Annotated in this window: 21 protein-coding genes; 5 read left to right on the forward strand and 16 right to left on the reverse strand. The window is 73.0% G+C overall.

Features of this window, described 5'->3' with window-relative positions; all coding sequences use genetic code 11:
- Positions 1–125 precede the first annotated feature (125 nt).
- From ABZX11_RS20280 to ABZX11_RS20290, 3 genes are read right to left on the reverse strand one after another with little or no spacing between them, the layout of a single operon-like run.
- On the reverse strand, positions 126–794 hold the full coding sequence (locus ABZX11_RS20280; RefSeq protein WP_354914879.1) for a CBS domain-containing protein: 669 nt from the start codon (positions 792–794) through the stop codon (positions 126–128).
- Positions 795–835: 41 nt separating this feature from the next.
- Positions 836–1,348: a universal stress protein gene (locus ABZX11_RS20285; protein WP_176177170.1), complete on the reverse strand. Its 513-nt coding sequence runs from the start codon at positions 1,346–1,348 to the stop codon at positions 836–838.
- 24 nt (positions 1,349–1,372) lie between these two features.
- On the reverse strand, positions 1,373–1,960 hold the full coding sequence (locus tag ABZX11_RS20290; RefSeq protein ID WP_354914881.1) for a hypothetical protein: 588 nt from the start codon (positions 1,958–1,960) through the stop codon (positions 1,373–1,375).
- Between the two features lie 185 nt (positions 1,961–2,145).
- Between ABZX11_RS20290 and ABZX11_RS20295 the strand changes: the two genes are divergently transcribed.
- Positions 2,146–2,544 (forward strand): CBS domain-containing protein, encoded by a 399-nt coding sequence (locus ABZX11_RS20295; RefSeq protein WP_176177168.1) that lies wholly within the window; start codon positions 2,146–2,148, stop codon positions 2,542–2,544.
- 3 nt (positions 2,545–2,547) lie between these two features.
- On the opposite strand, the gene ABZX11_RS20300 is transcribed toward ABZX11_RS20295, so the two are convergent.
- The 6 genes from ABZX11_RS20300 to ABZX11_RS20325 form a co-directional block, all read right to left on the reverse strand.
- The gene (locus ABZX11_RS20300; RefSeq protein WP_354914883.1) at positions 2,548–3,522 is read right to left on the reverse strand and encodes a nitroreductase family protein; all 975 of its coding nucleotides are present in this window, start codon (positions 3,520–3,522) and stop codon (positions 2,548–2,550) included.
- Between the two features lie 109 nt (positions 3,523–3,631).
- A complete protein-coding gene (locus ABZX11_RS20305) occupies positions 3,632–4,996 on the reverse strand; it encodes an MBL fold metallo-hydrolase (protein ID WP_354914885.1) in 1,365 nt (454 codons plus the stop codon).
- Positions 4,997–5,014: 18 nt separating this feature from the next.
- Positions 5,015–6,607, reverse strand: coding sequence for an ABC transporter permease (locus tag ABZX11_RS20310; RefSeq protein ID WP_354914887.1), 1,593 nt, complete (start codon positions 6,605–6,607; stop codon positions 5,015–5,017).
- Positions 6,604–7,506 (reverse strand): ABC transporter ATP-binding protein, encoded by a 903-nt coding sequence (locus ABZX11_RS20315; RefSeq protein ID WP_354914889.1) that lies wholly within the window; start codon positions 7,504–7,506, stop codon positions 6,604–6,606. The genes ABZX11_RS20310 and ABZX11_RS20315 overlap by 4 nt, the downstream gene beginning before the upstream one ends.
- The gene (ppsA, locus tag ABZX11_RS20320; protein ID WP_176177163.1) at positions 7,503–9,746 is read right to left on the reverse strand and encodes a phosphoenolpyruvate synthase; all 2,244 of its coding nucleotides are present in this window, start codon (positions 9,744–9,746) and stop codon (positions 7,503–7,505) included. Before ppsA ends, ABZX11_RS20315 begins: the two co-directional genes overlap by 4 nt.
- A complete protein-coding gene (locus tag ABZX11_RS20325; protein ID WP_354914892.1) occupies positions 9,743–10,711 on the reverse strand; it encodes a nitroreductase in 969 nt (322 codons plus the stop codon). Before ABZX11_RS20325 ends, ppsA begins: the two co-directional genes overlap by 4 nt.
- Positions 10,712–10,879: 168 nt before the next feature.
- Here ABZX11_RS20325 and ABZX11_RS20330 point away from each other — a divergent pair, with 168 nt between their 5' ends.
- From ABZX11_RS20330 to ABZX11_RS20340, 3 genes are all read left to right on the forward strand, one after another.
- Positions 10,880–11,329: a universal stress protein gene (locus ABZX11_RS20330; protein ID WP_176177161.1), complete on the forward strand. Its 450-nt coding sequence runs from the start codon at positions 10,880–10,882 to the stop codon at positions 11,327–11,329.
- 69 nt (positions 11,330–11,398) lie between these two features.
- Positions 11,399–11,965: a hypothetical protein gene (locus tag ABZX11_RS20335; RefSeq protein WP_354914894.1), complete on the forward strand. Its 567-nt coding sequence runs from the start codon at positions 11,399–11,401 to the stop codon at positions 11,963–11,965.
- Between the two features lie 65 nt (positions 11,966–12,030).
- Positions 12,031–12,513 (forward strand): hypothetical protein, encoded by a 483-nt coding sequence (locus tag ABZX11_RS20340; protein ID WP_354914896.1) that lies wholly within the window; start codon positions 12,031–12,033, stop codon positions 12,511–12,513.
- A 12-nt stretch (positions 12,514–12,525) separates the two neighbouring features.
- Here ABZX11_RS20340 and ABZX11_RS20345 read toward each other — a convergent pair whose 3' ends face one another.
- The 7 genes from ABZX11_RS20345 to ABZX11_RS20375 form a co-directional block, all read right to left on the reverse strand.
- On the reverse strand, positions 12,526–15,135 hold the full coding sequence (locus ABZX11_RS20345) for a cation-transporting P-type ATPase (protein WP_354914898.1): 2,610 nt from the start codon (positions 15,133–15,135) through the stop codon (positions 12,526–12,528).
- The gene (locus ABZX11_RS20350; protein WP_354914900.1) at positions 15,132–15,845 is read right to left on the reverse strand and encodes a hypothetical protein; all 714 of its coding nucleotides are present in this window, start codon (positions 15,843–15,845) and stop codon (positions 15,132–15,134) included. Before ABZX11_RS20350 ends, ABZX11_RS20345 begins: the two co-directional genes overlap by 4 nt.
- Positions 15,842–16,210: a hypothetical protein gene (locus ABZX11_RS20355; protein ID WP_176177157.1), complete on the reverse strand. Its 369-nt coding sequence runs from the start codon at positions 16,208–16,210 to the stop codon at positions 15,842–15,844. The genes ABZX11_RS20350 and ABZX11_RS20355 overlap by 4 nt, the downstream gene beginning before the upstream one ends.
- 4 nt (positions 16,211–16,214) lie before the next feature.
- Positions 16,215–17,300 carry an acetate kinase gene (locus ABZX11_RS20360; RefSeq protein ID WP_354914902.1) on the reverse strand — a complete coding sequence of 362 codons (1,086 nt, stop codon included), beginning with the start codon at positions 17,298–17,300 and terminating at the stop codon, positions 16,215–16,217.
- A gap of 11 nt (positions 17,301–17,311) precedes the next feature.
- On the reverse strand, positions 17,312–19,924 hold the full coding sequence (locus tag ABZX11_RS20365; protein WP_354914904.1) for a GNAT family N-acetyltransferase: 2,613 nt from the start codon (positions 19,922–19,924) through the stop codon (positions 17,312–17,314).
- Between the two features lie 66 nt (positions 19,925–19,990).
- Positions 19,991–20,401 (reverse strand): Hsp20/alpha crystallin family protein, encoded by a 411-nt coding sequence (locus tag ABZX11_RS20370; RefSeq protein WP_354914906.1) that lies wholly within the window; start codon positions 20,399–20,401, stop codon positions 19,991–19,993.
- A 144-nt stretch (positions 20,402–20,545) separates the two neighbouring features.
- Complete coding sequence (locus ABZX11_RS20375; protein ID WP_354915342.1) at positions 20,546–22,240, reverse strand: GAF domain-containing protein; 1,695 nt, start codon at positions 22,238–22,240, stop codon at positions 20,546–20,548.
- A 146-nt stretch (positions 22,241–22,386) separates the two neighbouring features.
- On the opposite strand from ABZX11_RS20375, the gene ABZX11_RS20380 reads away from it, so the two are divergent.
- Positions 22,387–23,376, forward strand: coding sequence for a nitroreductase family protein (locus tag ABZX11_RS20380; RefSeq protein ID WP_176177153.1), 990 nt, complete (start codon positions 22,387–22,389; stop codon positions 23,374–23,376).
- The last annotated feature ends 168 nt before the right edge of the window (positions 23,377–23,544 follow it).

Here is a 23,544-nt window from a genome sequence, read left to right on the forward strand (position 1 = left end):
GCGGCGTGCTCCCGGTCGTGATGGCCCGGGGTGGGGCGCCCCCCCGGGGGGGGGGTGGGCGTTGGGCTCTCCCGGTGATTGGCGGCCCCGGTGGTTTGGGTCGGGGGCCCGCTTCTCCGTGGCTCTCAATAGGTCGGCCGCTTCCGGCTCAGCACCCCGGGCGGCCCGGACGGCGTCGGCGACACGCCCCGGTCGTCGAACCGGCCTCGAAGCGTCTGCCGCACCTCCACCACCCCGTCGACCCGGCGGACCAGCGCCACGATCACCGGGATCATGCTCTGCCGCTCCACCGTGCCGTTGAGGGTCACGATGCCGTTGTGCACGGAGACGTACAGCGAAGCGGGGTCCATGGCCATCTCCCGCAGCAGCACCTCCTCCCGGACCTCGTCCCGGATCTCGCGGTCCGTGCGCAGGAACACCCGCAGCAGGTCCGAGCGGGACACCACGCCGACGAGCTTGCCCTCGTCGTCCACCACCGGCAGACGGTGGAAATGGTGTTCCTCGAGCAGCTTCGCGGCCACCGTGACGTCGTCGCCGGTGCGGACGACGACCGCCGGGGCCGTCATCAGGTCCGCCACGAACGCCGCGCCCGCCTTGCGCTTCGCCTGGCGGGAACCGGGCTTGAGCAGACCGTGCGGGGCCTCGCGCTCGAGCAGGTCACCCTGTGAGACGACGCCGAGCACCTTGCCGCCGGAGTCGACCACGGGCGCCCCGCTGATGTTCCAGCCGGCCAGCAGGAGAGCGACCGCCTTGAACGGCGTGTCCGGGCCCACGGTGGTCACTTCGGTCGTCATGACCGAGCCCACCTTGCGGTGACTGGGCATCTCGACCTCCTTCACAGCAGCGGCCCGGGGTAGTACCCGGCCGCGGGCTCCGGCTCCGGCTTCTCGTCCTTCTCCGGCTCCGGGACCGTCCGCGCCGGGATCACCACGACGGGGCAGCTCGCTTCACGCAGGCAGTGCTCGGCGACCGAGCCGACCAGCAGCTTCAGCAACCGGTTGTGGCCGTGGCTGCCGAGGACGAGCATCGAAGCGGTCTTCGACGCCTCCTCCAGTGCCACCGTCGGCGAGTGTTCGACCAGCTCGGCCCGGACGGCGACGCCCGGGTGCTCGGCCCGCACCTCGCCGACGACCTCGTCCAGCTGGCGCCGTTCACGGTCGGCGACCGTCTGCGGTGTCCCGGCGACCGCCGCGCCGAGGTCGTAGACCGGCTCGAACGTCCACGCGCGCAGCGCGACGACCTGCCGGCCGCTCACCGCCGCTTCGGACACCGCCCAGCGCAGTGCGGCCGCGCTGATCGCCGAGTGGTCCACGCCGACGACGATGTCGCCCTGGTTTGCCGTGGTCATGTCGGTTTCACCTTCTCTTCGTCCTCAAGAACGGGTTTTGCGGTCCTGGTCGGCGAACCACTCCTGCTGCCAGCGGGCATAGCGGAAGCGGTCGAGCGAGAACACCGAAAGCCGGTAGGCGACGGCCAGCAGGATCAGCGCCGCGAGCCACAGGCCGAGCCCGACGCCGGCGGCGTCGATCACCACGGCCGCGCTGCTGAGCGGCGGGTCCACCGGGGTGCCGTCGCGATCCACCCAGACGTCGAGCCGGTGCCCCTTGAGCGTGCCCTCGTCGGCGACGACCTGGCCGACGCGGCGAGTTCCGTCCGGGAGCACCCAGGTCGCGTCGGTGGGTGCGCCGCCGCCGAGGGAGCCGGTCCGCGAGTTCACGTTGATTTCGGGGCCATCGGCGAGCAGGGTCGCGGTCACCAGGGTGCGCTCCGCCAGCTCCTGGGCCGACTGCGCCTGCTGGCGCGCGAACGTCTCGGAGCCGACGCTCGCGGCGGCCGGCAACGCGACGAGGGCGAGCAGTACCCCCAGGGCGAGCAGGCCACCCTGGAGCCGGTCCGAGGGGCGCGCCACCGAACCCCGGGGCGGGACCAGCGTGCGCCACATCCGCGCGATCCGGTTCATGGTGGGCGTCCTTCCCTTCGGTGTTCCCTTTCCGCTTCCAGGATCACCGGACGTCCGGGTCCACCGAAGAGGCCTTGGGCCCCGGACCGGAGTCCGTCGGCGGCCGCGCCGGGGACTTAGGACCCTGTGCCGTCCGCGGCACCCGCGGGATGGTCGGAACACCCGCAGGAAACGGAGCAGGAACCATGCGCGCACGCGACATCATGACCACCCCGACGTTCGCCCTGGCGCCGACCGCGACGCTCGAAGAGGCCGCGAAGGTCATGACCGCGCACGGGTTCACCACCATGCCGGTGGTCGACGCGGACGGGCGGCTGCTCGGCCTGCTGTCCGAAGTGGACATCCTGCGGGTGCCGGCCCCGCCGGGCGACCCGGACACCGGCGTGCTGCTCGACGGCGGCCCGCGCACGGTGGGCGCGGTCATGCGCACGAGCGGGCTGGCGGTACCGGCGGACACCGACGTCGGCGAGCTGGCGCGGCGGATGACCGACGCCGGCGTGCGTTCGGCGCCGGTCGTCGAGGGCGGGCACGTCGTCGGGATGATCACCTTCCAGGACGTGCTGCGCGCATCGGTCCGCCGCTGAGCTTCACCCGGCCGTGGTCCGGTGGGTCAGCACCTCGTGCACCGGGCGGCGGCCGGTCAGCCGGGTCGGGTAGCCGTAGCCGATGCGCAGCAGCGTGTGGGGTTGCCCGGCTCCGGCGAAGAGGCGGTCGAGCGACTCCCGCGTGCGCGGCGTCTCGAACGGCTGGGACAGGAACGACGTCGCCAGGCCTTCGGCGGTCGCGGTGAGCAGGACCCGCTGCATGGCCATTCCGGCCCGCACCTCCGCGTGCGGGCCCCGATCACGGGTGAGCACGGCACCGAGCAGGGGTTCCTGTTCGTACTCGCGCGCGGGCAGGTCCCGGTCTTCGTGCGACGCGCGCAGCGAGACGATCCCGGGTCCGTGCGACGGTGGCCCGGACGCGATCTTCGGCACGCCGTCGGGGCTTTCGGGCTCGCGGTGGGTCCAGAACGCGGCTTCGGCGCGGAACTCCTCGTCGTCCGCCTGCAGCGCTTCGGCCTGCCGCACCAAGGAGGCGACCGGGGTGTACCGGCCGGACGCGTCGAGGTACTCGATCTGCCCGCCTTCGTGCAGGGCCGCCGACTTGAGCGTGGCCCGCACGACCGGCGGCACTTCCTTGTCCAGCAGCGGCCGCCGGTTCGTGTGCCGGCGGAACACGGCCTCGGCGAGCTTGCGTTCGGCCGCGGTGGCCTTCTCGTTGCCGTCGAGCCGGATCACCGCGACGAGGTCGGGCTCGGCCGGGTCGGGCAGCAGCCGCACGACCGCGGCGAGCCCGTTGGCCCGCAGGCTGATCTGCAGGTTGAGGGCGGCCGCGCCGCAGGACAGCCGCGCCTCCCGCCCGTGCGGATCCGCGACCCCGAGAACGCGCTCCCGGTCCAGCCAGACCTCGACGACTTCGTCCTCGACGACGAACCGCCACGGCTGGGTGTTGTGCGGCGAAGGCGCGCGCACGGCCGAGGCGAGGGCCTGGTCGAACACGCTGGGCAGTGGTCGGCTCATCGTCGGGCTCCGGTGTCCGGGGAACGGGCACCTTCAGCATCACCGGAGGCCGCCGGGCGCCGCGACGGCCGCGCGTCACGTCCGGGGAGGACCAAAGGCCTTCCCGGTGTCAGCACAGCACTCGCTCACCCTCCTCGGGAACCACCGCGCACCAGTCCGCTTGCGCGTGCAGCGCCTTCGCCAGCGCCTGCGCTGCTTCCGCGTCCCCCTCGGCCACGAACGCCGTCTCGGGCGCCGGGGTGGCGGTCGCCCACGCGAGGACTTCCTCCGGGCCGGCGAACGCACCCGTGCCGCCGAGTGTGGTCACCTCCGCGCGGACCGGGACGTACCGGCCGTGGATCTTCAGGTGGCGGGCACCGTTCGCGAGCTGCGCCGCGCGTGTCCCCGGCGCCGGGTGTCCGCACAGCACGACTCCGCCGCGGCGATCCGGCAGCACCCGGGCGAGGTGCCGGAGGACGCGCCCGGAGTCCGCCGTCCCCAGACCGGCCAGGATGACCGACGGCCCGTCCGGGGGTTCCGCCCGCAGCTGGGAAGCCGGCACGCGCGCACCGCGGCGCAGCTCGCCTGCCGCCTTGCGGTGGACCTCGAGACCGAGGTCGCCGTCCAGGACCACCGGCACCGGTGGGAGCTGCCCGGTCTCCGTGAGCGCCCGAAGCACCTCGACGCCACCGTCCACCGAAACCGGGACGACCACGCACCCGCCCCGCCGCACCGCGCGGTGGATCGCCGCGGCGAACCGGCCGGGCAGGTGGCCGCCGGCAGCCGGCCGGGGTGCCGCGAGGACCAGCACGTCGGAGCGGGGACACGGGTCCGGTGCCCGCAGCAGCGGGTGGTCCGCCGTCCCCAGCGGGCCCGCGAACACCACCGAACGGCCGCCGGCCCGCACCCGCAGCCAGGCTGCGCCCAGCAGGCCGCCGGCGCGGCCGAACTCGATCTCCACGCCGCCGAAGCGGTGCAGCGACCCGAATTCCACCGGCCGGACCAGGGCCAGCGCGCGGGTGACGTCCTCCACGCGGAACGGCGGGACACCCGGCGGCGGCGGGCAGACCTGGGCAGCGTCTTCGGCGAACTGCTTCGCGGCATCGGACAGCACCACCGGCAGCAGCGCGGCCGTGGCCGGAGTCGCGAACACCGGCCCGTGCCAGCCTTCGGCGACCAGCTGCGGCAGGAATCCGGCGTGCCCGAGGTCGGCGCTCGGCAGGATCACCGCGTCGGCCGCGTGCAGTTCGTCCGGCCCCGGCGAGAAGTTGCGGCGCCACGCCGTCTCCGGCCCCTCGAAGAGCCCGCAGCCGACCAGCAGCGTGGTGTCCGCCGCCAGCAGGTACCGGGCGCCGCCCAGGAACGTCAGGAGCGGATCGGCGTGCGCCGGGTGGTGCGCGGTCACGTGCAGCCGCCCCGGCCACGGGCTGGTGCGGTAGCGCGCGGAAGCACGGCGGGCGGCGCTGAGCGCGGCGGCGCGGGATCCGTCGGACATCGAGACTCCCTTCGTGGATCAGCCGGCGATGTCACGCCGGCGGAACCCGGTCACCCCCGCCACGACCAGCGCGGCGCCCAGCGCCGTGAGCCAGAGCAGCGGCGCCGCCTGGACGGTCCCGCCCGGCAGCTTCGGCGAGTGGGTGAACGGCGAGAGGTCGAGCACCCACTGGTCGAACTTCAGCAGCACACCGAACTCGCCGAGCAGGAGGAACGTCACCAGCGCCACCCACGCGGCGGTCAGCGCCCGGCCGAGGAGACCGAACACGACGGTCGCGATGCCGGCCAGCACCCACACCGCGGGCAGTTGCGCGAGCGCGGCGCCGATCAGCCGGGCCACCTCGGGCCCGACCCGGCCCAGGTGGGCGCCGTTCGTCAGCCCGGCCGCCAGCCCGAGCGCGGTCAGCAGGACCGCGGGTGCCCCGGCGGCGAAGGCGAGGTAGCCGCCCAGGAGCCGGCGCCGGTCCACCGCGGCGGCCAGCAGCGGCTCGACACGCAGGGCCCGCTCCTCGGCGCGGAGCCGAGCCAGCACGGAAACCACGTAGGCCGACGTGATCACCCCGCTCGCCGCCAGCTCCGCCGCGAGGAACGCGTCCGAGATCCCCTTCTCGCCACCGAGCGCGGTGATCATGGCCTGCGCCTGGGCGTTCGTCAGCATCGAGCCGACGTTGCCGGCCAGGCTGCCGCACACGAGCCCCAGCAGGACGTACGCGCTCGTCCACACCGCGAGCGTGCCGCGGTTGAGCCGCCACGCCAGTCCCCCGGTGCTCCCCAGCGACCGGCCGGCCCCGGCGGGGCCCGGGTGGTCGGGCAGCAGGCCCGCGTCGAGGTCCCGGACCCGTGCCAGCGCGATGGCGACCCCGCCGAGCGCCGCGGCGGCGACGGCCGGGACGGTGAGCACCCACCAGACGTCACCGGCGAACGGGCGGACCTCTTCGCTCCACCCGATCGGCGACAGCCGGGAAAGCCACCCCGGACCGGCGGAGTCGCCCACCGCCCGCAGGAAGTAGGCGGCGACCAGGAAGAGCACGGCCAGGCCCGAAGCGGACCGGGCGCTCTTGGTCAGCTGGGCCGTCACCGCGGCCGCGCCGCCGAACACCAGGCCCGCGGCGGCCCAGCACAGCCCGAAGGCCAGCGAGCCGCCGGCTGGCAGCCCGGTCGCGGCGAGAGCGGCCGCGGTGGTCAACCCGAGCACGACGCTCGCGCCCGCCGTCACGGCGAGCCCGGCGACCAGCCCGGCATACCGGCCCACCACCGTCGAGCCGAGCAGCTCGCGCCGTCCGGCTTCCTCCTCGGCCCGGGTGTGCCGGACCGCGGTGAAGATCATCACCAGCCCGACCAGGGCGGCCCCGAACGCGGTCAGCTTGAACACCGAGGTCGCGCCGAGCGTCGGCTCGTGCACCGGCCCGTACAGGGCGCGCAGGGACGGCACCCCGTTGATGGCGGCCGCCGCCGCGTGCAGGTCGGCGTCCGTCGGGTAGACGGCCATGGTGGCGGCCGCCGCGGACGCCGCCGTCGCCGCGAACACGAGGATCCAGACCGGCAGCCGGATCCGGTCGCGGCGCAGGGCCAGCCGGATCAGCGCGGCCGTGCCGGCGAAGACGCCGCTCATGCCGGCACCGCCTCCCGCTCGCCGCGGTAGTGCCGCAGGAACAGCTCTTCCAGAGTCGGCGGACGGCTGACCAGGCTGTGCACCCCGCACTGCCCCAGCGCGGCCAGCACCGGGGACAGCGCGGCGGTGTCGACGGTCAGCCGGACGTCGGAACCGTCCACGGCGAAGTCGTGCACCCCGGGCAGCGTGGCGAGGCCGTCCGGCGCCCCCGCCACCCGGGCGGTGATCGTCGTACGGGTGAGGTGGCGCAGGTCGTCGAGGCTGCCCGCGTCCACCACCCGGCCGGCGCGGATGATGCTGACGCGGTCGCACAGGGCCTCGGCCTCGGACAGGATGTGGCTGGACAGCAGGATCGTGCGGCCCCGCTCCCGTTCTTCCCGGATGCACTCCCGGAAGGTCTCCTCCATCAGCGGGTCGAGCCCCGCGGTCGGTTCGTCGAGCAGCAGCAGCTCGACGTCGGAAGCCAGCGCGGCGACGACGGCGACCTTCTGCCGGTTCCCCTTCGAGTAAGCGCGGCCCTTGACCCGCGGGTCGAGCTCGAACCGGTCCAGGTACCGCGCGCGGCGCGCCGGATCGAGGCCGCCGCGCAGCCGGCCGAGCAGGTCGATCACTTCACCGCCGGTCAGGTTCGGCCACAACGACACCTCACCCGGCACGTAGGCCAGGCGCCGGTGCAGCGCCACGGCGTCGTGCCAAGGGTCCCCGCCGAGCAGCCGCATCTCGCCGCCGTCGGCGCGCAGGAGACCCAGCAGCAGCCGCAGCGTCGTGGTCTTCCCGGCACCGTTGGGCCCGAGGAAGCCGTGCACCTCCCCCGCCTCGACGGTCAGGTCGAGCCCGTCGAGCGCGCGGGTGCGCCCGAACGACTTGCGCAGGCCGCGGATCTCGATCGCCGCGCTCATCGGGTGGCCTCCAGCAGGATCCGCCGCTCGGCCGACGCGATCGCCGCGCGGGCGGGGCCGATGACGTCCGGGTTGACGGAAATCGACGTGATGCCGAAACGCACCAGGTGCTCGGCGAAGCCCGGTTTGGTGGAGGGCGCCTGGCCGCACAGCGACGACGTGATGTTCTTGTGCCGGGCGATCCGGACGATCCGCTCGATCGCGTCGAGCACCGCCGGGTCGGCCTCGTCGAACAGCTCCGCGCACTGGCCCGAGTCGCGGTCGACACCCAGCATCAGCTGGGTGAGGTCGTTGCTGCCGATCGAGACGCCGTCGATGCCCATCCCGGCGTACTCGCCCAGCCAGTGCACGACCGAGGGCACCTCGGCCATCACCCAGCGGTGCAGGCCGCGCTGCCGGCCGAGGGGGCTGGTGTCGACCAGCTCCAGGCACTCCTCCAGCTCCCACTTGGTGCGCACGAACGGGATCATCAGGTGCAGGTTCGGCGTCTGCTCGCGCACCCGGGCGAGGGTCTCCAGTTCGAGGGCGAACAGGTCGCGCTCGCGCACGTACCGGTAGCAGCCGCGGTAGCCGATCATCGGGTTGCTCTCCACCGGCTCGAACTCCTCGCCGCCGGCGAGCCCGCGGAACTCGTTGCTGCGCAGGTCGGTAGCGCGGTAGACGACCGGGCGGGTGCCGAACGGCTTGGTGATCTTCAGCAGCGACTCCGCCATCTCGTCCACGAAGGACCGCTCTTCGCCCTTGGCCAGCAGGTCACGCGGGTGCCGCCCGCCGAGGGCCTCGGTCAGGAGGAACTCCGCGCGCAGCAGGCCGACGCCGTCGACCGCCTGCGCGGCGACCTCTTCGGCGTGCTCGGGCATGGCGAGGTTGACGTAGAGCTTGGTGCCGATGGCTTCCGGGGCCACCGGGGCGACGACGGGTGCGGTGTGCGCGGGGGCCTTCTTGGCCGCGCCCGGGCGGACCTCACCCTGGGTGCCGTCGACGGTGACCAGGCTGCGGTCCACCAGCACGCGGGTGGCGTCGCCGGTACCGACCACGGCAGGAACGCCCAGCTCCCGGGCGACCACGGCCGCGTGGCAGGTCATCCCGCCGCCGTCGGTGACCACCGCGGCGGCCCGGCGGATGGCGGGCACCCAGTCCGGGTTGGTCATCGGCGCGACCAGGATCTCGCCGTCGCGCAGGTGCTTGGCCTCGACCGGGTCGTGCAGCACGCGGACCGCGCCGCTGCCTTCGCCCGGCGACGCGCCGAGCCCGGTGACGAGCGCGACGGTGCTCGCCGGCGTGACCGGCGGCAGCGTGGTGATCGGCCGGGACTGCACCAGGAAGATCTCGCTGTCGGCGATCGCGAACTCGATGTCCTGGGGCACGCCGTAATGCTCCTCGACGCGGGTGGCCATCCGGGCCAGCTCCAGCACGACGGTCTCGCTCAGCACCCGGCGGCCGCCCGCCGGCTCCGGCAGCTGGATGGTGACGTCGCCGCCGCCTTCGTCGGCGATGATCTTGTGGGTCTGCTTCCCGATCCGCACCGAGAGGATCAGCAGCTCCTGCTTGCCGACGACGTAGGTGTCGGGCTCGACGGCGCCGCTGACGATCGCCTCGCCCTGGCCGAACACGGCTTCGACGACGACGCGATCGCGGTCGCCGGTGCGCGGGTCGGCGGTGAAGATGACGCCGGAGCGCTCGGAGCGGATCATCCGCTGCACGACGACGGCGATCGCCGGTTCGCCGGTGAACCCGCGGCTGGCGCGGTAGCTGACGACGCGCGGGCTGAACAGCGACGTCCAGCAGTCCACGACGTGCTCGGCGACGGCGTGGTCGCCCCAGATGTTGGTGTAGGTGGCGTTCATGCCCGCGAACGACGCTTCGGCGCCGTCCTCGCCGGTGGCCGAGGACCGGATGGCGACCGGTGTCGACGCGCCGAGCTCGCGGTAGGCCTGCGCGATCTCCTCCCGCAGCTCGCCGGTCAGCCCGGCCAGCCGGACGAGGTCCCGGATGCGGTCGCACTGCTCGGCCAGGAAGTTCGCGTCGTCCACATTGGCCAGAGCCTTGGCGTGCAGGTCGGCCACCTCGGAGCGGACGCCGGCCTTCTCCAGCGCGGCCCAGTAGCCGTCGCGGGAGATCACGAAGCCGCCCGGCACGGGGAACCCGGCGGAGATCAGCTCGCCGAGGTTGGCCCCCTTGCCCCCGACGGTCTCGTCGTCGGTGAGCCGGATTTCGGCCAGGTCGCGTACGTAGGTCATCGGGTTCCTCCTGGAGGTGCGAACAGCTCGCCGAGCGGGAGCCGGGGCGAGGGGGCAGCGGGGACGGCCGGGTAGCCGTAGCGGAAGATCGCCTGCGGGACGCCGGGCAACGCGAGCTCGGACACGAGCCGCGCGCGGAAGCCGGTCAGGTGCAGGGGCTGGGTGATGACCGAGCCGGCCAGCGCCTTCGACGCCGCGGTCAGCCAGGTGCGCTCCAGCGCCGCGCCGGCGGCCAGCTGGTCGGCCCGGTTGTCACCGTCGGTGCAGAAGACCAGCCAGTTCTCCCCGGCCAGCCGGTCGGCGAGCACGGCGTCGTCGGGAATCGGCGTGTCGGGCCGGACGATCCCCGCGAACGGAAGTGGTTCGGGGCCGAGCGCGTCGTCGGCGATGCCGTCGCCTGCGGCGTCCCAGCCGTGGGTGTGGGCGGTCCACACCGCGAGCTCACGCTGGTAGCCGCGGTCGTCACGGAGGACGCGCGCGGCGAAGCCGAGGAGCTGGGCCAGCTTGTCCAGCCGCGCGGGCCGGACGATGTGCACGCCGCTCGTTTCGCCGGCGGCGACCAGCGCGTGCTGCACGGTCGTGGGCACCCGGCTGTGGAAGAACCGGTGCCGGTGACTGCGGCGGCGGCCGATCGCCTGGTACAGCAGGTAGGCGCGGGTGGACGTGGCGCGCCGGCGGCCGATCGTCACCGTGGCCACGACGGCGCCGTCGCCCCGCAGGCCGACGTGGCAGTCCCGGCCGAGCGCGCGGACGGCCAGTTCGAGGTTGGTCAGCGCGGCACCGCAGGAGAGCACGCGGTCCCGGTCGGACGGATCGTGCCGGCGCAGGTGGACGTCCCGGCGTTCGAGCAGGTCGACCTCGGTCCCGCGGACGAGCAGCTGCCACGGCTGGCTGTTGTGCACCGAAGGCGCCCGGCTGACGGCGCGCGCGAGGACGCCGAGCTGCTCCGTGGTCAGGACGGTCATCGCGGTCCCTCCTCGGCGCGGAGCCCGATGCCCCGCCGACGTCATCGTCGCGAGACCGGCGGGGGCCGCACCGGAGCACAAAGTCCTCCGCTCCGGCGGAATTCGTCCCCTACCGGGCCGCGGCCGCCCGGCCGCACGATGGGCCGTCGCAGAGGAAAGAAGGAAGTCATGAGCACTGGTCGCGTCATCATCGTCGGCATGGACGGTTCACCGCGCGGCGACGCGGCCCTGCGGTGGGCCCTCGAGATCGGCGCCCACGAGGGCGACACGGTCCGCGCGATCCTCGTCCTGCCGCGGGACACGCTGCTGCCGGGCACGTCGTTCGCGATCCAGCCGCACGGCCGCGTCCCCGAAACCGGTTTCTCACTCGACTCGCACGTGCGCGAGCTGGCCATCGAGACCCCGGCATCGGTGGAGACCCGGACGGTCCACGGCGACCCGGCGACCGAGCTGGTGACGGCCTCGGCGGACGCGGATCTGCTGGTGCTCGGCGCCCACCGCGGCGGAGCGGTGGCGGATCTGGTGCTGGGCAGCGTGGGCCGGGAGTGCGTGCGGTACTCGCGGTGCCCGGTCGTGGTCATCACGCCGGAGGCAGCGAATCGGCTCGCGTCGGTCTGACCCCCGGAGGCCGTGCAGGCCGACTGGCAATTCCGAGGCGAAGTGCTCATGAGATGAGACCCTTGGCTGATGATCGGCTACCCCTGGCATGTCGTCGCTGCGGCGCCCCTCGCTCTTGATTGGACCGAGCAAGGCGGAGAATGGCTCCACCACTTCTCCAGCGCGCTGGCAGGCAAGTCGGTTTCCGTCGGAGGCCACCGCTATGACGACACGACAGCACCCTTCATCCAGATCACTCTTCAGGGTGAGACTGTTGCCGGGACGGTCGTCCTCCTCGCGGTCACCGATGATTCCGTTTTTGTCCTGATAGCCGGAGAGTCGGATCCCGGTGAGGAGCTCATCGGCATTATCACCGCAGCAGCCGCGCAAGCGACCGCCACCCTTGGCGACGAGGGTGAGGCGATTCCATGGACGGCGATTATCGGGCCTGGACCTGAGCGGATCAGCGGCCACCCGAGCCGACTGACGGCTGACGTGTCGATTGGGCCGATGCGACTGGTGTCCACCGACCAGGTCCTCGTCGAGCCCGAGAGCACCCAGCAGCGTACCCTCATCGCGCGGCTACAACTGGTCTGCGGCCGGTGTCCGCGCGACAAGGGGAAGACACGTTCGACATTTCCTCGGCAACGACATTGACGTTGCCGGAGGGGCTTGATTCGGCCTGGGACCGTATCCAGCGAGAGCCAGTGCTGACTGCCGCATTGGACACCTACCTCGAAGGAATTCAAGCCCTGCCGCGCCACCCCTCCTTCGCCGCGGTGTCCTTCGTCGCCTCCGTCGAGACCATCGCGGGCAAGCTTTTCAAGTTCGAGAGCTGCAAGAAGTGCCGGAACCGGTTGGGCCTCGGAGCAGGTTTCAAAGCTGCGCTTCGCAAAGTCCTGAGCGAGGAAGAAGCCGCAGCCCTGGATCCCGTTTACAGCGCTCGCTCGAAAACAGTCCACGCCGGCATACTCCATGGTGGCGAAACCACGCCCGGCATCCTGTTCCGCGGCCCTTGGAGTCGAAACAACACCGACGACTTCCGCTGGCGAACGCTCTTGCGCCTTCAACGAGCTACCCGTCTTCTCCTGGCATGGGCCATCACGAACCCCTGGCCGGCACGGATTTTGGTTGCGCCGGCTTCCGCCGAAGGGGAACACGTGACCCCCTCCGGCGACGCCTCTGCGCAAGGTGTCGAAGGGTAAGCCCGGCTCTTCTTACACCGACCGGCGGCGGGTGGCCCAGCGGAACAGCTCGTCCGCACCCCACACGATCACCGGCATCGGCAGCAGCATCGCCATCACCCAAGCCGGCAGCGCCGCCGTCCCGAACACCAGTTGCAGCGGCGGCAGGTAGATCAACGCAGCCGCGAAGACCAGCTCGAACACGATTCCACCAAGCAGCAACCGGTTGGTCGTCAAGCCCACCGAGCGCAGCGACACCCGCTCGGTCCGGGCCGCGAACGCCGTGCCCACCTGGCAGAACACGATCGCCGCGAAGCTCGCCGTCGTGGCCTGCAGGTAAGCGTCGTGCAGCGCGCCCGCAGAGACGTCCGCGCCCGGGTGCCAGCCCGCCGCGTACAGCACCGCGAAGAACGCCCCGAGCACCAGTACGCCCGACACCAGGCCCATGATCCCCCACGCCCGCAGCAACATCCGGCCCGTGACCACACCTTCGGAACGGCGACGCGGGCGGCGGGACATCAAGCCGGGCTCCGCGGGTTCGCGGCCCAATGCCAACGCGGGCAGGGTTTCCGTGCCCAGGTCGATCGCCAGGATCTGCAGCACCGTCAACGGCAACGGGATCATCCCGCCCGACACCGCGAACAGCAGGAACGGCAGCACCTCCGGCACCGCGTGCGCGAAGATGTACAGCACGAACTTCCGGACGTTGTCGAAGACCCGCCGCCCCTCCCGGACGCCGGCCACGATCGTCGCGAAGTTGTCATCGGTCAACACCACCGTCGCCGCTTCCTTGGCCACGTCCGTGCCGCCGATGCCCATCGCCACGCCGATGTCCGCGCGGCGCAACGCCGGGGCGTCGTTGACGCCGTCGCCGGTCATCGCCACCACTTCGCCGCAGTCGCGCAACGCGTCCGCGATGCGCAGCTTGTCCTCCGGTGCCGCCCGGGAGAACACGATCTCGCCGTTGGCCGTCAGCGCGTCGTCGAGAGCCGGCTCCGAGAGCTCGGCCAGCTCCTCGCCGCTGATCACCCGGTCCGCGCCGATCCCGACGCGGCGGGCGATCTCCGCCGCCGTGCGGCCGTTGTCGCCGGTCACCACGTGCACCCGGATGCCCGCCGAATGGCAGTCCGCGACCGCGGCGGCCACCTCGGGCCGCGGCGGGTCGACCAGGCCCACCAAGCCGAGCAGGGTCAGGCCGGTCTCGGCCTCGTCGCGGCTGCCCGGCAGCGCGGCCACCCGGCGGCCGGCGACCGCCAGCACCCGCAGGGCGCGGCCCGCCATCTCGTCGACCAGCGCCAGGAGCCGGGCCCGCTCTTCGGCCGGCATCGCGCACCGGGGCAGCACCTGCTCCGGCGCCCCTTTCGTCGAGACCGAAAGCGCATTCCCCACGAGGTCCACAGTGGACATGCGCTTGAGCCGTGGATCGAACGGGTACAAGGCCTTCCGGCCGGCGTCGCGGAGGGACGGATCCGCGCCGTTCGCGTTCGCGTACCGCAGCAACGCCAGTTCGGTCGGGTCACCGCTCGACGCGGTGACGTCGGCGGTGGTGCACCGGGCCAGTGCCTCGACGAACGCCTCGCCCACCGGGTGCACCTCCTCGACGGTCATCTCGTTCCGCGTCAAGGTCCCGGTCTTGTCGGTGCAGATCACCGTCGTCGACCCCAGTGTCTCCACCGCGGAAAGCCGCTTCACCAGCGCGCCGGCCTTGGCCATCGACCGAACGCCCGCGGCCAGGGCCAGGGTGATCGTCGGCAGCAGGCCCTCGGGGACATTGGCCACCAGCAGGCCGATCGCGAACACGAACGCCGCCGACCACGACAGCCCGGCCAGCCAGCCCAGCGGCAGGAAGCCGATGCCGACGACGACGGCCACCAGCGCGATCAGCCACGCGACCCGCCGCACCTGGCGTTCGAGCGGGCTCTCTTCACGCCCGACGCGCGACGACAGCGACGCGATCCGGCCGATCTCGGTGTGCCGTCCGGTGGCGTGGACGACCCCGTGCGCGGCACCGGCGACGCAGACCGTGCCGCTGAAGACGAGCACCGGCGAGTCGAGGGGGCGGGATGCGTCGTCGTGGGCGTCGGCCATCCGGGTCACCGGTATCGACTCCCCCGTCAGCATCGACGCGTCCACGTCCACCGTGCCGTCGATCAGCCGGGCGTCGGCGGGGATCCGGTTGCCCTCCGCCAGGACGAGGACGTCGCCGGGGACCAGCTCGGTCGCGGGCACGTGCCACACCTGGCCGTCGCGCAGTACCGGCGCCCGGTCGGGCAGGTACTTCCCCAGCGCCTCGACGGCCTTCTCCGCCTGCTGTTCCTGGACGAAGGCCAGCAGGCCGTTGAGCAGGATGACGCCGGCGATGGCGATCGCCAGGTTCGTCGTCCCGGCGATCCAGGCCAGCCCGCCCGCGACCCACAGCAGCAACGCGAGAGGGTGGACCAGCTGCCGTCCCAGCTCGATCGGCCACCTCCGGCCGCCGTGCGACGGCAGTGCGTTCGGACCGCTCACCTGCAGCCGGCGGGCGGCTTCCCGTGCTGTCAGGCCGCTCGGCGTGGTCCGCAGGTCCCGCAGCAGCCGGGAGACCGGCTCCCGGGCGTCGACCGGTGGTGCCTCGGCCGGGCCGGGCTTCAGGTGCGTGGTCATCGTGGTTTCCTTCGCTTCGAGGTGGCGAGGCCGACCAGCAGCAGCGCCTGCGGGGTGCCGGGCAGGATCTCGGGCTGCCGGGCCCGCTCGACGAACGTCTGACGGGGCAGCAGAACGCCGCGGGACGCAAAGCTGCGGACGGCCGCTGCGAGCCGGGTGCCGTGGAGTGCGGCGCCCGCGAGGACGTGGTGCCGGCGGCTGTCGGCCTGGGTGGTGACGAGCAGGGCGGACCGGCCCGTGACGTCGGCGCCGAGCTGCTCGAGGGCAGGCACCCAGCCGGGCCGCACGATGCGCACGTCGGTCTCCGGCCAGAAGTTCTCGCTCGCGAGTGCCCCCAGCACGGCCAGGCTGACCGGCCGCAGCTCCGGCTCGTCAAGCCTGCGCAGCGCCGTGTACCGCGCCCATTCGACGCTCGACGGCGGTCGCGGCGGGCCGGCGCGGACGACCGCCGCGACGTCGGGGCGGTCGGTGTCGTCCGGGAACGCCACGACCGGGTCGCGGCCCAGGATCCGCAGCACCGTCCAGACGGTCGACAGTGCCGCGCCGCATTCGATCAAGGCCGCGTTGCGTGCCCGGTCGCGCCGGGACGGCGGCTCGGTCAGGACGACCTCGTCCGGCCGCACTTCGGCGACGCACCGGTTCGGGCCCAGCCGCACCAGCGCGTCGCCCAGCACGGCGCGGGACGAGGTGTCCCAGTGAAACGCGGTCATCTGTCGGGGCGGCAGGTGGCGAGGAGCCCGTCGACGTCGGTCACGGTGACGCGGTTCTCCAGCCCCGGCGGGACTTCCGGCCGGACGTCCGGGTCCGGGGAGACGAGCGCCACCGGCACGTGGTCGCGGACGGCGCACACGACGCCGAACTCGCGCGCGGTCAGCTCGGGCTCCTGGCCGCGGACGTCCACGACCAGGTCGGGCTGGGCGAACGGCTCGTCGAGCGGGCAGCGGCCCCCGACCGCCAGCGCCCGGCAGAGCCCGGCGCGGCTGTGACACCGGCTGACCAGGCAGCCCGCGTCACGCAGGGGCTGGACGAGGAAGTCGGCGTCGCCGAAGGACGCCTCGGTGAGCAGGACGTGCACGGGGTCACCTCACGGACACTCGGGCGAGCGCCTCTTCGGCGCCGCGGGCCAGCTCCAGGTCTTCCCGGGGCAGCACGATCAGGGCGGGCACCGGGGAATCGGCCGCCGTGACGATCCGGTCGACGTCGGTGCGCGGGACGGCTCCGGCCCGCAGGCCCAGCACACCCAGTCCGTCGATGACGGACGTGATCAGCTCGGGCTGGTGCTCGGCGACCCCGCCGGTGAACACCACGGCGTCCAGCCGGGACAGGCTGGTCGTGGCGGCACCGATCTCCCGGCGCAGCCGGTGCCGGTAGACGTCGAGGGCCACCGAAGCGTCGCCATCGCCGCGGGCGGCCGCGGCCAGCACGCGCCGCAGGTCGCCGTTGGTGCCGGTCATCCCGGCCAGCCCGGAACGGTGGAACAGCGCCTCGGCCATCTCGGCCGGGCTCATCGGCGCCGTCTGCATCACGTGCAGCAGCAGGCCCGGATCGACCGAACCCGACCGGGTGGCCATCATGGCGCCTTCGAGCGGGGTGAAGCCCATGCTCGTGTCGACGCCGTGGCCGTCGCGGATCGCGGTCACCGACACGCCGGCGCCGACGTGGGCGCACACGAGTTGCAGGTCCTCGGGCGCCCGGCCCAGCAGTTCGCCGGTGCGGCGCAGGGAGTACTGGCACGACAGACCGTGGAAACCATAGCGGCGCAAGCGGTTCTGCACAGTCCACGCCCGGGGCAGCGGGTACCGCGCCGCCGCTTCCGGCATCCGCGCGTGGAAGGCCGTGTCGAAGCAGGCCACCACCGGCACGTCCGGCAGCAGGCGGCGGACTTCCCGCGTGACCTCCAGCGAGAGCGGCTGGTGGTTCGGTGCCAGGGAGGTGAGCCGTTCGAGGTTGGCGAGCAACGTGTCGTCCACGCGGGCCGGAGCCTTCTGGGAGCCGCCGTGGACGAACCGGACGGCAACGGCGTCCACTGCGGACCACCGGCGGATCGCGTCGCCCACCACGGCCGGGCCGGTCGAGTCCCAGGCGGCCCAGCCGACCGCGGTGCCGTCGACGACCAGCGACACCTTCACGCTCGACGAGCCCGGGTTCAGGGTCAGCACACGCACGGGTCGCTCCTTCAGTCTCGCAGCCGGCGGAGGAACGGGTCTTCGGCCGCGACGGGCTCCAGGCGGGCGCGAACGTCGAGCGCCACGCAGCCCTCCGAGCCCACGCGCACCGGGTTGAGGTCCAGCTCGGCCAGTTCCGGCACCAGTTCGGCGAGCCGGCTGACCTTCAGCAGCAGGTCGCGCACCGCGGCCCGGTCCAGCCCGGCCGCCCAGAGCGCCTTCGATGCGCGCAACCCGTCCAGGAGCAGGTCCGCGTCGGCGCCGGTCAGCGGTGCGAGCCGGGCGGCGTGGTCGGCGATCAGGTCGGTGTCGACGCCGCCGAGGCCGAACACGACCAGCGGCCCGAACACCGGGTCCGAGCGCACCCCGACCAGCAGCTCACGGCCCGGTTCGGCCATCGGCTGGACCGTCACGCCACGCAGGGCGGACCCGAAGCGGGACCGCAGGACCCGGAACGCCTCCACGATCCGGTCGGCCCCGCGCACGTTGAGCAGCACACCCCCGCCGGCGGTCTTGTGCAGCAGGCCCTCGGCGTCGGCCTTGAGCACCACCGGCGAACCGAGGTCGGCGGCCGCGGCGTCCATCGAGTCGCCTGCCTCGACGTAGTGGGTCTCCACCAGGGGGATGTCCGCGAGCCGGAGCAGTTCGACGGCGTCCGACGGCGAGAGCCAGCCTTCGTGCTCGCGGGCGAACGCACGCAATGCGTCCGGCGCTTCCAGCGGCTCGAGGTGGTCGTCGGCTTCGGGCCGGTTCAGCCACTGCTCGTAGCGGACCAGCCGGGCCAGCACCGCGGCGGCTGCCGCGGGGTCGTCGTAGCAGGCGGTGACGCCGCGGCCGGGCACCAGCGGCGCCACCCGGGCGCGCTGCCCGGGCCGGACCGCGAAGACGGTCTTGTACTCGGGCGGGAGCACCGCGGCGAGTGACGTGCCGGGGTCGCCGACCGCGGTGGGCACGGTCGCGGCGATGACCGCGTCGACGCCGTCGTCGTCGAGGACCGCGCGCAGAGCGTCGGCGAAGACCTCCGCACGCACGGCCGCGGTCGTGTCGACCGGGTTGTGCACCGCGGCTTCGGCGGGCAGCAGCTTCGCGAGGCGGTCCCGGGTGTCCTGGGACAGCTCGGCCATGACGAGGCCCTCGCGTTCGCAGGCGTCGGCGGCGAGCACTCCGGCGCCACCCGCGTTGCTCACCACGGCCACCCGCGGGCCGCCGGGCAGGAGCTGCCACGACAGGCCGGCGATGACGTCGACCAGCTCGGCGACGGTGTCGACGGCGATGACGCCCGCCTGCTCGAACAGCGCGTCCCGGGTGACGGCGGGGGTGGCGGCCGCGGCGGTGTGCGAAGCGGCGGCGCGCTGGGCGGTGTCGCCGCTGCCGGAGCGGACGGCGAGCACCGGACGGGTGCGGGCGAGCCGGCGGGCCAGCCGGCTGAACTTGCGCGGGTTGCCGAACGACTCGAGGTAGAGCACGGCCAGTCCGGTGCGGAGGTCGGCGGCCCACCACATGAGCAGGTCGTTGCCGCTGACGTCGTACTTGTCCCCGGTCGAGACCAGGTTCGACACGCCGAGGCCGAGGTCACCGAGAGATTCGGCCAGCGCGATGCCGACGCCGCCGGACTGGGTGACGACGCCGATGTTGCCCGGCTTGACCGGGGTGGCGAGGAACGTCAGGTCGTAGGGGCGGGCCGGATCGGTGGAGACGACGCCGAGGCAGTTGGGCCCGACCAGCCGGAGACCGTACTCGCGCACGGCCGCGTGGACGCGCTCGCCGGCGCCGGTGCCGGTCAGCCCGGAGGAGATGAGGACGACGGCCCGGACCCCGCGCTTCCCGCACTCTTCGACCGCCTGTGCGGCGGCCGGCGCGGGCAGGCAGATCACCGCGAGTTCGGGGGTGCGGCTCAGGGCCGCGACGGAGGGCACGCTCGGCACGCCGAGGATCTCGTCCGCGTGCGGGTTCACCACCTCCACCGGGCCGGGGAAGCCGGAGCCGACCAGGTTGGCCAGCACGGCGTTCCCCACCGAACCCGGGCGGCGCCCGGCCCCGATCACGGCGATCGAGGACGGCCGGAACAGGTGGGCGAGGCTGGCGGCGTCGGCGACCGAATCGCGTTCGAGGACCGCCTCGACGTATGCCGGGTCGTCTTCGAGGATCATCACGACGTCGCGCTCGGGACCACCGACGCTGGCCTCGAAGCGCAGGCCGAGGTCCTTGAAGACGTGGAGGACGTTGGCGTTCTCGGCGAGCACTTCGGCGAGGAACCGTTTCAGGCCGGTCTTCCGGGCGTGGGAGACGAGGTGCTCCATCAGCAGGGTCGCCACGCCCTGGGTGCGCACGGTCGCGTCGACCACCAGGGCGACTTCGGCGTCGGACGAGTCCTTCAGCACCTCGTAGTTCGCGACGCCGACGAGCTCCCCGCGCCGGTAGCAGCCCACGGCGTAGTGGCCGGGACCGGGGTCGGCGGCGATGCCGGCCGCCAGTTTGTCCAAACCGGACGGAGTGCCGAAGAACCGGAAGTAGGTGTCCTGCTTGGTGAGCCTGGTGTGCAGGGCGAGCACCTCGGCGGTGTCGGCCGGGTGCAGCGGGCGCACGAGCACCACGTCACCGTGCGCGAGCAGGGCCCGGGTCATCGCATCTCCTCGGGGCATGAGGGTGGGCGCGGCCGATCGAGGGCCGCGCCCACCGCGGAGGGTCACCTAGTCCTTGGTGACCTGGATCTTCACGTGTCTGTCGCGCGGGTGCTCCGAAACCGGCATCGAGATCTCGAGGATGCCGTCGGTGTACGTCGCCTTGACCTTCGCCGGGTCGGCCCCGGCCGGCAGGCTGACCGTGCGGCTGAAGGTGCCGTAGAAGAACTCACTGCGGCCGCCTTCGGCGGTTTCCTTCGCCTCACGCTCGGCGGAGATGGTCAGCAGCCCGTTGTGCGTGGTGACGGAGATGTGCTTCTCCGGGTCGAAGCCGGGCAGTTCGGCCCGCACGAGGTACTTGCCGTCCTCAGTGGACTCCTCGATCCGGACCGGGTTGTGCTCGGCGAACGGCCAGGGGTTCTCCAGCCACGCCGCGATGCTCGGCAACGCCAGGCGTGAGCCCGGCACCAGGGCAGTCATCCGTTCCTCCTTCCCTGCGACTTCGGGGGTCGCAGGACAAGGAGACCTCGGTTCGGTGGCCCGGCGACGCGGCCGGATTGCCTGAACCCTGAGGACTTTCGTCACTGAAAAGCGGCCGGTGCCGCCGACCGATCTACCGGACGCTCAGCCGACCGGGGCCGACCACTCGATCCTGACCCCGCCGTCGGGGCCGCTGTCCAGGGAGAACGTGCCGCCCGACGCCTCCGCACGGTCACGCAGGTTCCCGAGCCCGCTCGGGGAGATCCCCTCCGCCAGCCCCTTGCCGTCGTCGGCCACCACTACGCGGATCGTCTCCTCCTTCACCGCGATCGACACCGTGACCGTCGAGGCGTCCGCGTGGCGCACCGCGTTGCTCACCGCCTCGCGCACCACCGCTTCGACGTGCTCGGCCAGCTGCGCCGGCACCGTGTCGATCGGGCCCGACATGCTGACCGTCGGCTGCAGCGGGGCGTCGTCGGTCAGCTCGGCGATCGCGTCGTGCAGGCGGTGGCGCAGCCGCAGGCCCGTGGCGCCCGCCGCGCCGCCGTGCAGGTCGAAGATCGCCGTGCGGATCTCCTGGACGATCTCGTGCATCTGCTCGATGCTCTCGCCCAGCCGCTTCTGCAGCTCCGGGGACTTCGTGCGCCGCTGGGTGCTCTGCATCGACAGGCCCACCGCGAACAGCCGCTGGATGACGTGGTCGTGCAGGTCACGCGCGATCCGGTCGCGGTCGCCGAGGACATCCAGCTCCCGCGCCGCCCGCTGCTGAGCCGCCAGCTGCAACGCCAGCGCCGCCTGGTCGGCGAAGGACGCGACCACCGACAGCTGCGCCGCCTCGAAGCCGGCGGAACCGGCTTCGCGGGCCGCGATCAGCACGCCGGTCGTCCGGTCGCCCGCCCGCAGCGGCACCACCATCGCCGGCCCGAAGCGGTGGTCGCGCAGGCTCAGGCAGGGCACGCTGCGCGGCGTCCGGTCCCGGTACACCGAGCCCGGCACGCTCTCGTCGACGTCGATGCGCGTCCCCGACAGCTCGGCCGCCCGCGTGCCCGCGCACACGGTGACCGTCAGGTCGTCGACGTCGTCGCCCCAGTCCTCGTCGACGTCGAGCCGCCCGGAGTTCGGCAGGGCGAGCATCGTGACGTCGGAGCCGGTCAGCTCCAGCGCGCGGCTGGCGATCAGGGTGAGCGCCTCCGCCGGGTCGGTGCCGCCGAGCAGTTCGGTGGTCACCTCGCTGGTCGCGGCCAGCCACTGCTGGCGCACGCGCGCCTGCTCGTAGAGGTGCGCGTTCTCGATGGCGATGCCGGCCGCCGCGGCGAGAGCCTGCACCACGACCTCGTCGTCGTCGGTGAACGGCTCCCCGTTCTTCTTCTCGGTGAGGTACAGCCGGCCGAACACCTCGTCACGCACCCGCACCGGCACGCCGAGGAACGAGTGCATCGGCGGGTGGTGCGCGGGGAAGCCGACGGAGGCCGGATGGGCGGAGATCTCCTCCAGCCGCAGAGGTTTCGCCTCGTCGATGACCACGCCCAGCACGCCGTGCCCCTCGGGCAGGTCGCCGATGCGACGGCGGGCTTCGTCGTCGATGCCGAGGTGGATGAACTCGGACAGGCTGCCGTCCTCGGCGAGCACACCGAGCGCGCCGTACTTGGCCTCGCCCAGCTCGATCGCCGCCTGCACGATCCGGGTCAGCGTCGTGTCCAGTTCGAGCCCCGAGGCGACGGCCAGGACCGCGTCGAGCAGGCCGTCCATCTTGTCGCGCGTGGAGATCAGCAGCTCGATCCGGTCCTGCAGGTCGCGCAGCAGCTCGCGCAGCCGCAGGCCGGACAGCGTGCCGGCCATCCGCCGTGGCTCCTGCCCGGCTTCGCTCACCACGACCTCCGCATCATCGGTGACTTTGTCCCCTTTCCGCGGCACCGCGAGACGAGAGACCGTCGGAACAAGCTTTGGAACCACAGTGTGTCGCACCGCGGCACCAAGGGGAGACCATGACACTACCCATCACTTCGATCGGCTTGCTGGACCCCGATCAGGTGAAGTCCGTCGTCGGCGCTGCGGTGCTGGCGCCGTCGACGCACAATACGCAGCCCTGGCGTTTCCGCTGCACCCACGCCGGGCTGGAGCTGCACGCCGACCCGGACCGCGCCCTGCCCGTGGCCGACGCGGACCGGCGCGAGCTGCTGCTCTCCTGCGGTGCCGCCCTGTTCAACCTGCGCACGGCCATCCAGGCGCTCGGGGCCCACCCGGCCACGACGTTGTTCCCCCGGCGTGACGACCCGACGCTGCTGGCCGTGGTCCGGCCGTTCGCCGCCCGCCGTCCCGACCCCCGCCTGGTCGAGCTGGCGGACGCGATCCCCCGCCGTCACACGAACCGGACGCCGTTCGAGGCGGGCTCGATCCCGACGTCCGTGGTCGCCGACCTGCGCCACGCGGCCGAGGTCGAGCAGGCGTGGCTGCCGCGGCTGAGCGGGCAGCAACTGGAGGGCCTGCGCGAATTGATCCACAAAGGGCACCACGCCCAGCTGACCGATCCGGCGTTCCTCTCCGAGTGGCACCAGTGGACCGGACGTGGTCCGGACAGCCGCGACGGCGTCCCCGAGTACGCGGCCGGGTCGATGCCCTCCAACAACGGCGGCTGGGTGCTGCGCGACTTCGGCTCCCGGACGCGCGGCCGACCGGACGACTCCGAGCCGCTGGTCGTGGTCATCGGCTCGTTCGACGACACCCCCGTCGACCGGCTGCGGGCCGGTCAGGCGATGCAGCGGGTCCTGCTGACCGCGACCGTGGCCGGGCTCGACGCGTCGTTCATATCCCAGCCCGTCGAGGTCCCGGCGGTCCGCACCGAACTGCGGCAACTGCTCGGTGGTGGGTTGTGGCCGCAGATCGTGCTGCGCCTGGGCCGCGGCGCCCCGGTGCCGTGGACGCCACGGCGGTCGCTGGCGGACGTCCTGATGGAGCCCACCGCGCTGAGCACCTGAACGACACGCGTTGCGGCGTCAGGCCCGCAGGAACAGGTGGTCGCGCTCGACAAGGGGTGAGCCGCGGCCGGCAAGCGATGGCGGCGAGCAACGCCGGGGAGGGATGCTTCGTGGACCCGTCCCTTGCAGGGTCGCGAAGTGCATCCCCGGTGCCGGCGGGCCACGACG

Source organism: Amycolatopsis sp. NPDC004169 (assembly GCF_040610315.1).
Taxonomy (GTDB): Bacteria; Actinomycetota; Actinomycetes; order Mycobacteriales; family Pseudonocardiaceae; genus Amycolatopsis.

Bases quoted from the DNA above. Each gene is read 5' to 3' on its own strand.
- ABZX11_RS20280 (WP_354914879.1), bottom strand. From the start codon at position 794: ATGACGACCGAAGTGACCACCGTGGGCCCGGACACGCCGTTCAAGGCG.
- ABZX11_RS20285 (WP_176177170.1), bottom strand. From the start codon at position 1,348: ATGACCACGGCAAACCAGGGCGACATCGTCGTCGGCGTGGACCACTCG.
- ABZX11_RS20290 (WP_354914881.1), bottom strand. From the start codon at position 1,960: ATGAACCGGATCGCGCGGATGTGGCGCACGCTGGTCCCGCCCCGGGGT.
- ABZX11_RS20295 (WP_176177168.1), top strand. From the start codon at position 2,146: ATGCGCGCACGCGACATCATGACCACCCCGACGTTCGCCCTGGCGCCG.
- ABZX11_RS20300 (WP_354914883.1), bottom strand. From the start codon at position 3,522: ATGAGCCGACCACTGCCCAGCGTGTTCGACCAGGCCCTCGCCTCGGCC.
- ABZX11_RS20305 (WP_354914885.1), bottom strand. From the start codon at position 4,996: ATGTCCGACGGATCCCGCGCCGCCGCGCTCAGCGCCGCCCGCCGTGCT.
- ABZX11_RS20310 (WP_354914887.1), bottom strand. From the start codon at position 6,607: ATGAGCGGCGTCTTCGCCGGCACGGCCGCGCTGATCCGGCTGGCCCTG.
- ABZX11_RS20315 (WP_354914889.1), bottom strand. From the start codon at position 7,506: ATGAGCGCGGCGATCGAGATCCGCGGCCTGCGCAAGTCGTTCGGGCGC.
- ppsA (WP_176177163.1), bottom strand. From the start codon at position 9,746: ATGACCTACGTACGCGACCTGGCCGAAATCCGGCTCACCGACGACGAG.
- ABZX11_RS20325 (WP_354914892.1), bottom strand. From the start codon at position 10,711: ATGACCGTCCTGACCACGGAGCAGCTCGGCGTCCTCGCGCGCGCCGTC.
- ABZX11_RS20330 (WP_176177161.1), top strand. From the start codon at position 10,880: ATGAGCACTGGTCGCGTCATCATCGTCGGCATGGACGGTTCACCGCGC.
- ABZX11_RS20335 (WP_354914894.1), top strand. From the start codon at position 11,399: ATGATCGGCTACCCCTGGCATGTCGTCGCTGCGGCGCCCCTCGCTCTT.
- ABZX11_RS20345 (WP_354914898.1), bottom strand. From the start codon at position 15,135: ATGACCACGCACCTGAAGCCCGGCCCGGCCGAGGCACCACCGGTCGAC.
- ABZX11_RS20350 (WP_354914900.1), bottom strand. From the start codon at position 15,845: ATGACCGCGTTTCACTGGGACACCTCGTCCCGCGCCGTGCTGGGCGAC.
- ABZX11_RS20365 (WP_354914904.1), bottom strand. From the start codon at position 19,924: ATGACCCGGGCCCTGCTCGCGCACGGTGACGTGGTGCTCGTGCGCCCG.
- ABZX11_RS20370 (WP_354914906.1), bottom strand. From the start codon at position 20,401: ATGACTGCCCTGGTGCCGGGCTCACGCCTGGCGTTGCCGAGCATCGCG.
- ABZX11_RS20375 (WP_354915342.1), bottom strand. From the start codon at position 22,240: ATGGCCGGCACGCTGTCCGGCCTGCGGCTGCGCGAGCTGCTGCGCGAC.
- ABZX11_RS20380 (WP_176177153.1), top strand. From the start codon at position 22,387: ATGACACTACCCATCACTTCGATCGGCTTGCTGGACCCCGATCAGGTG.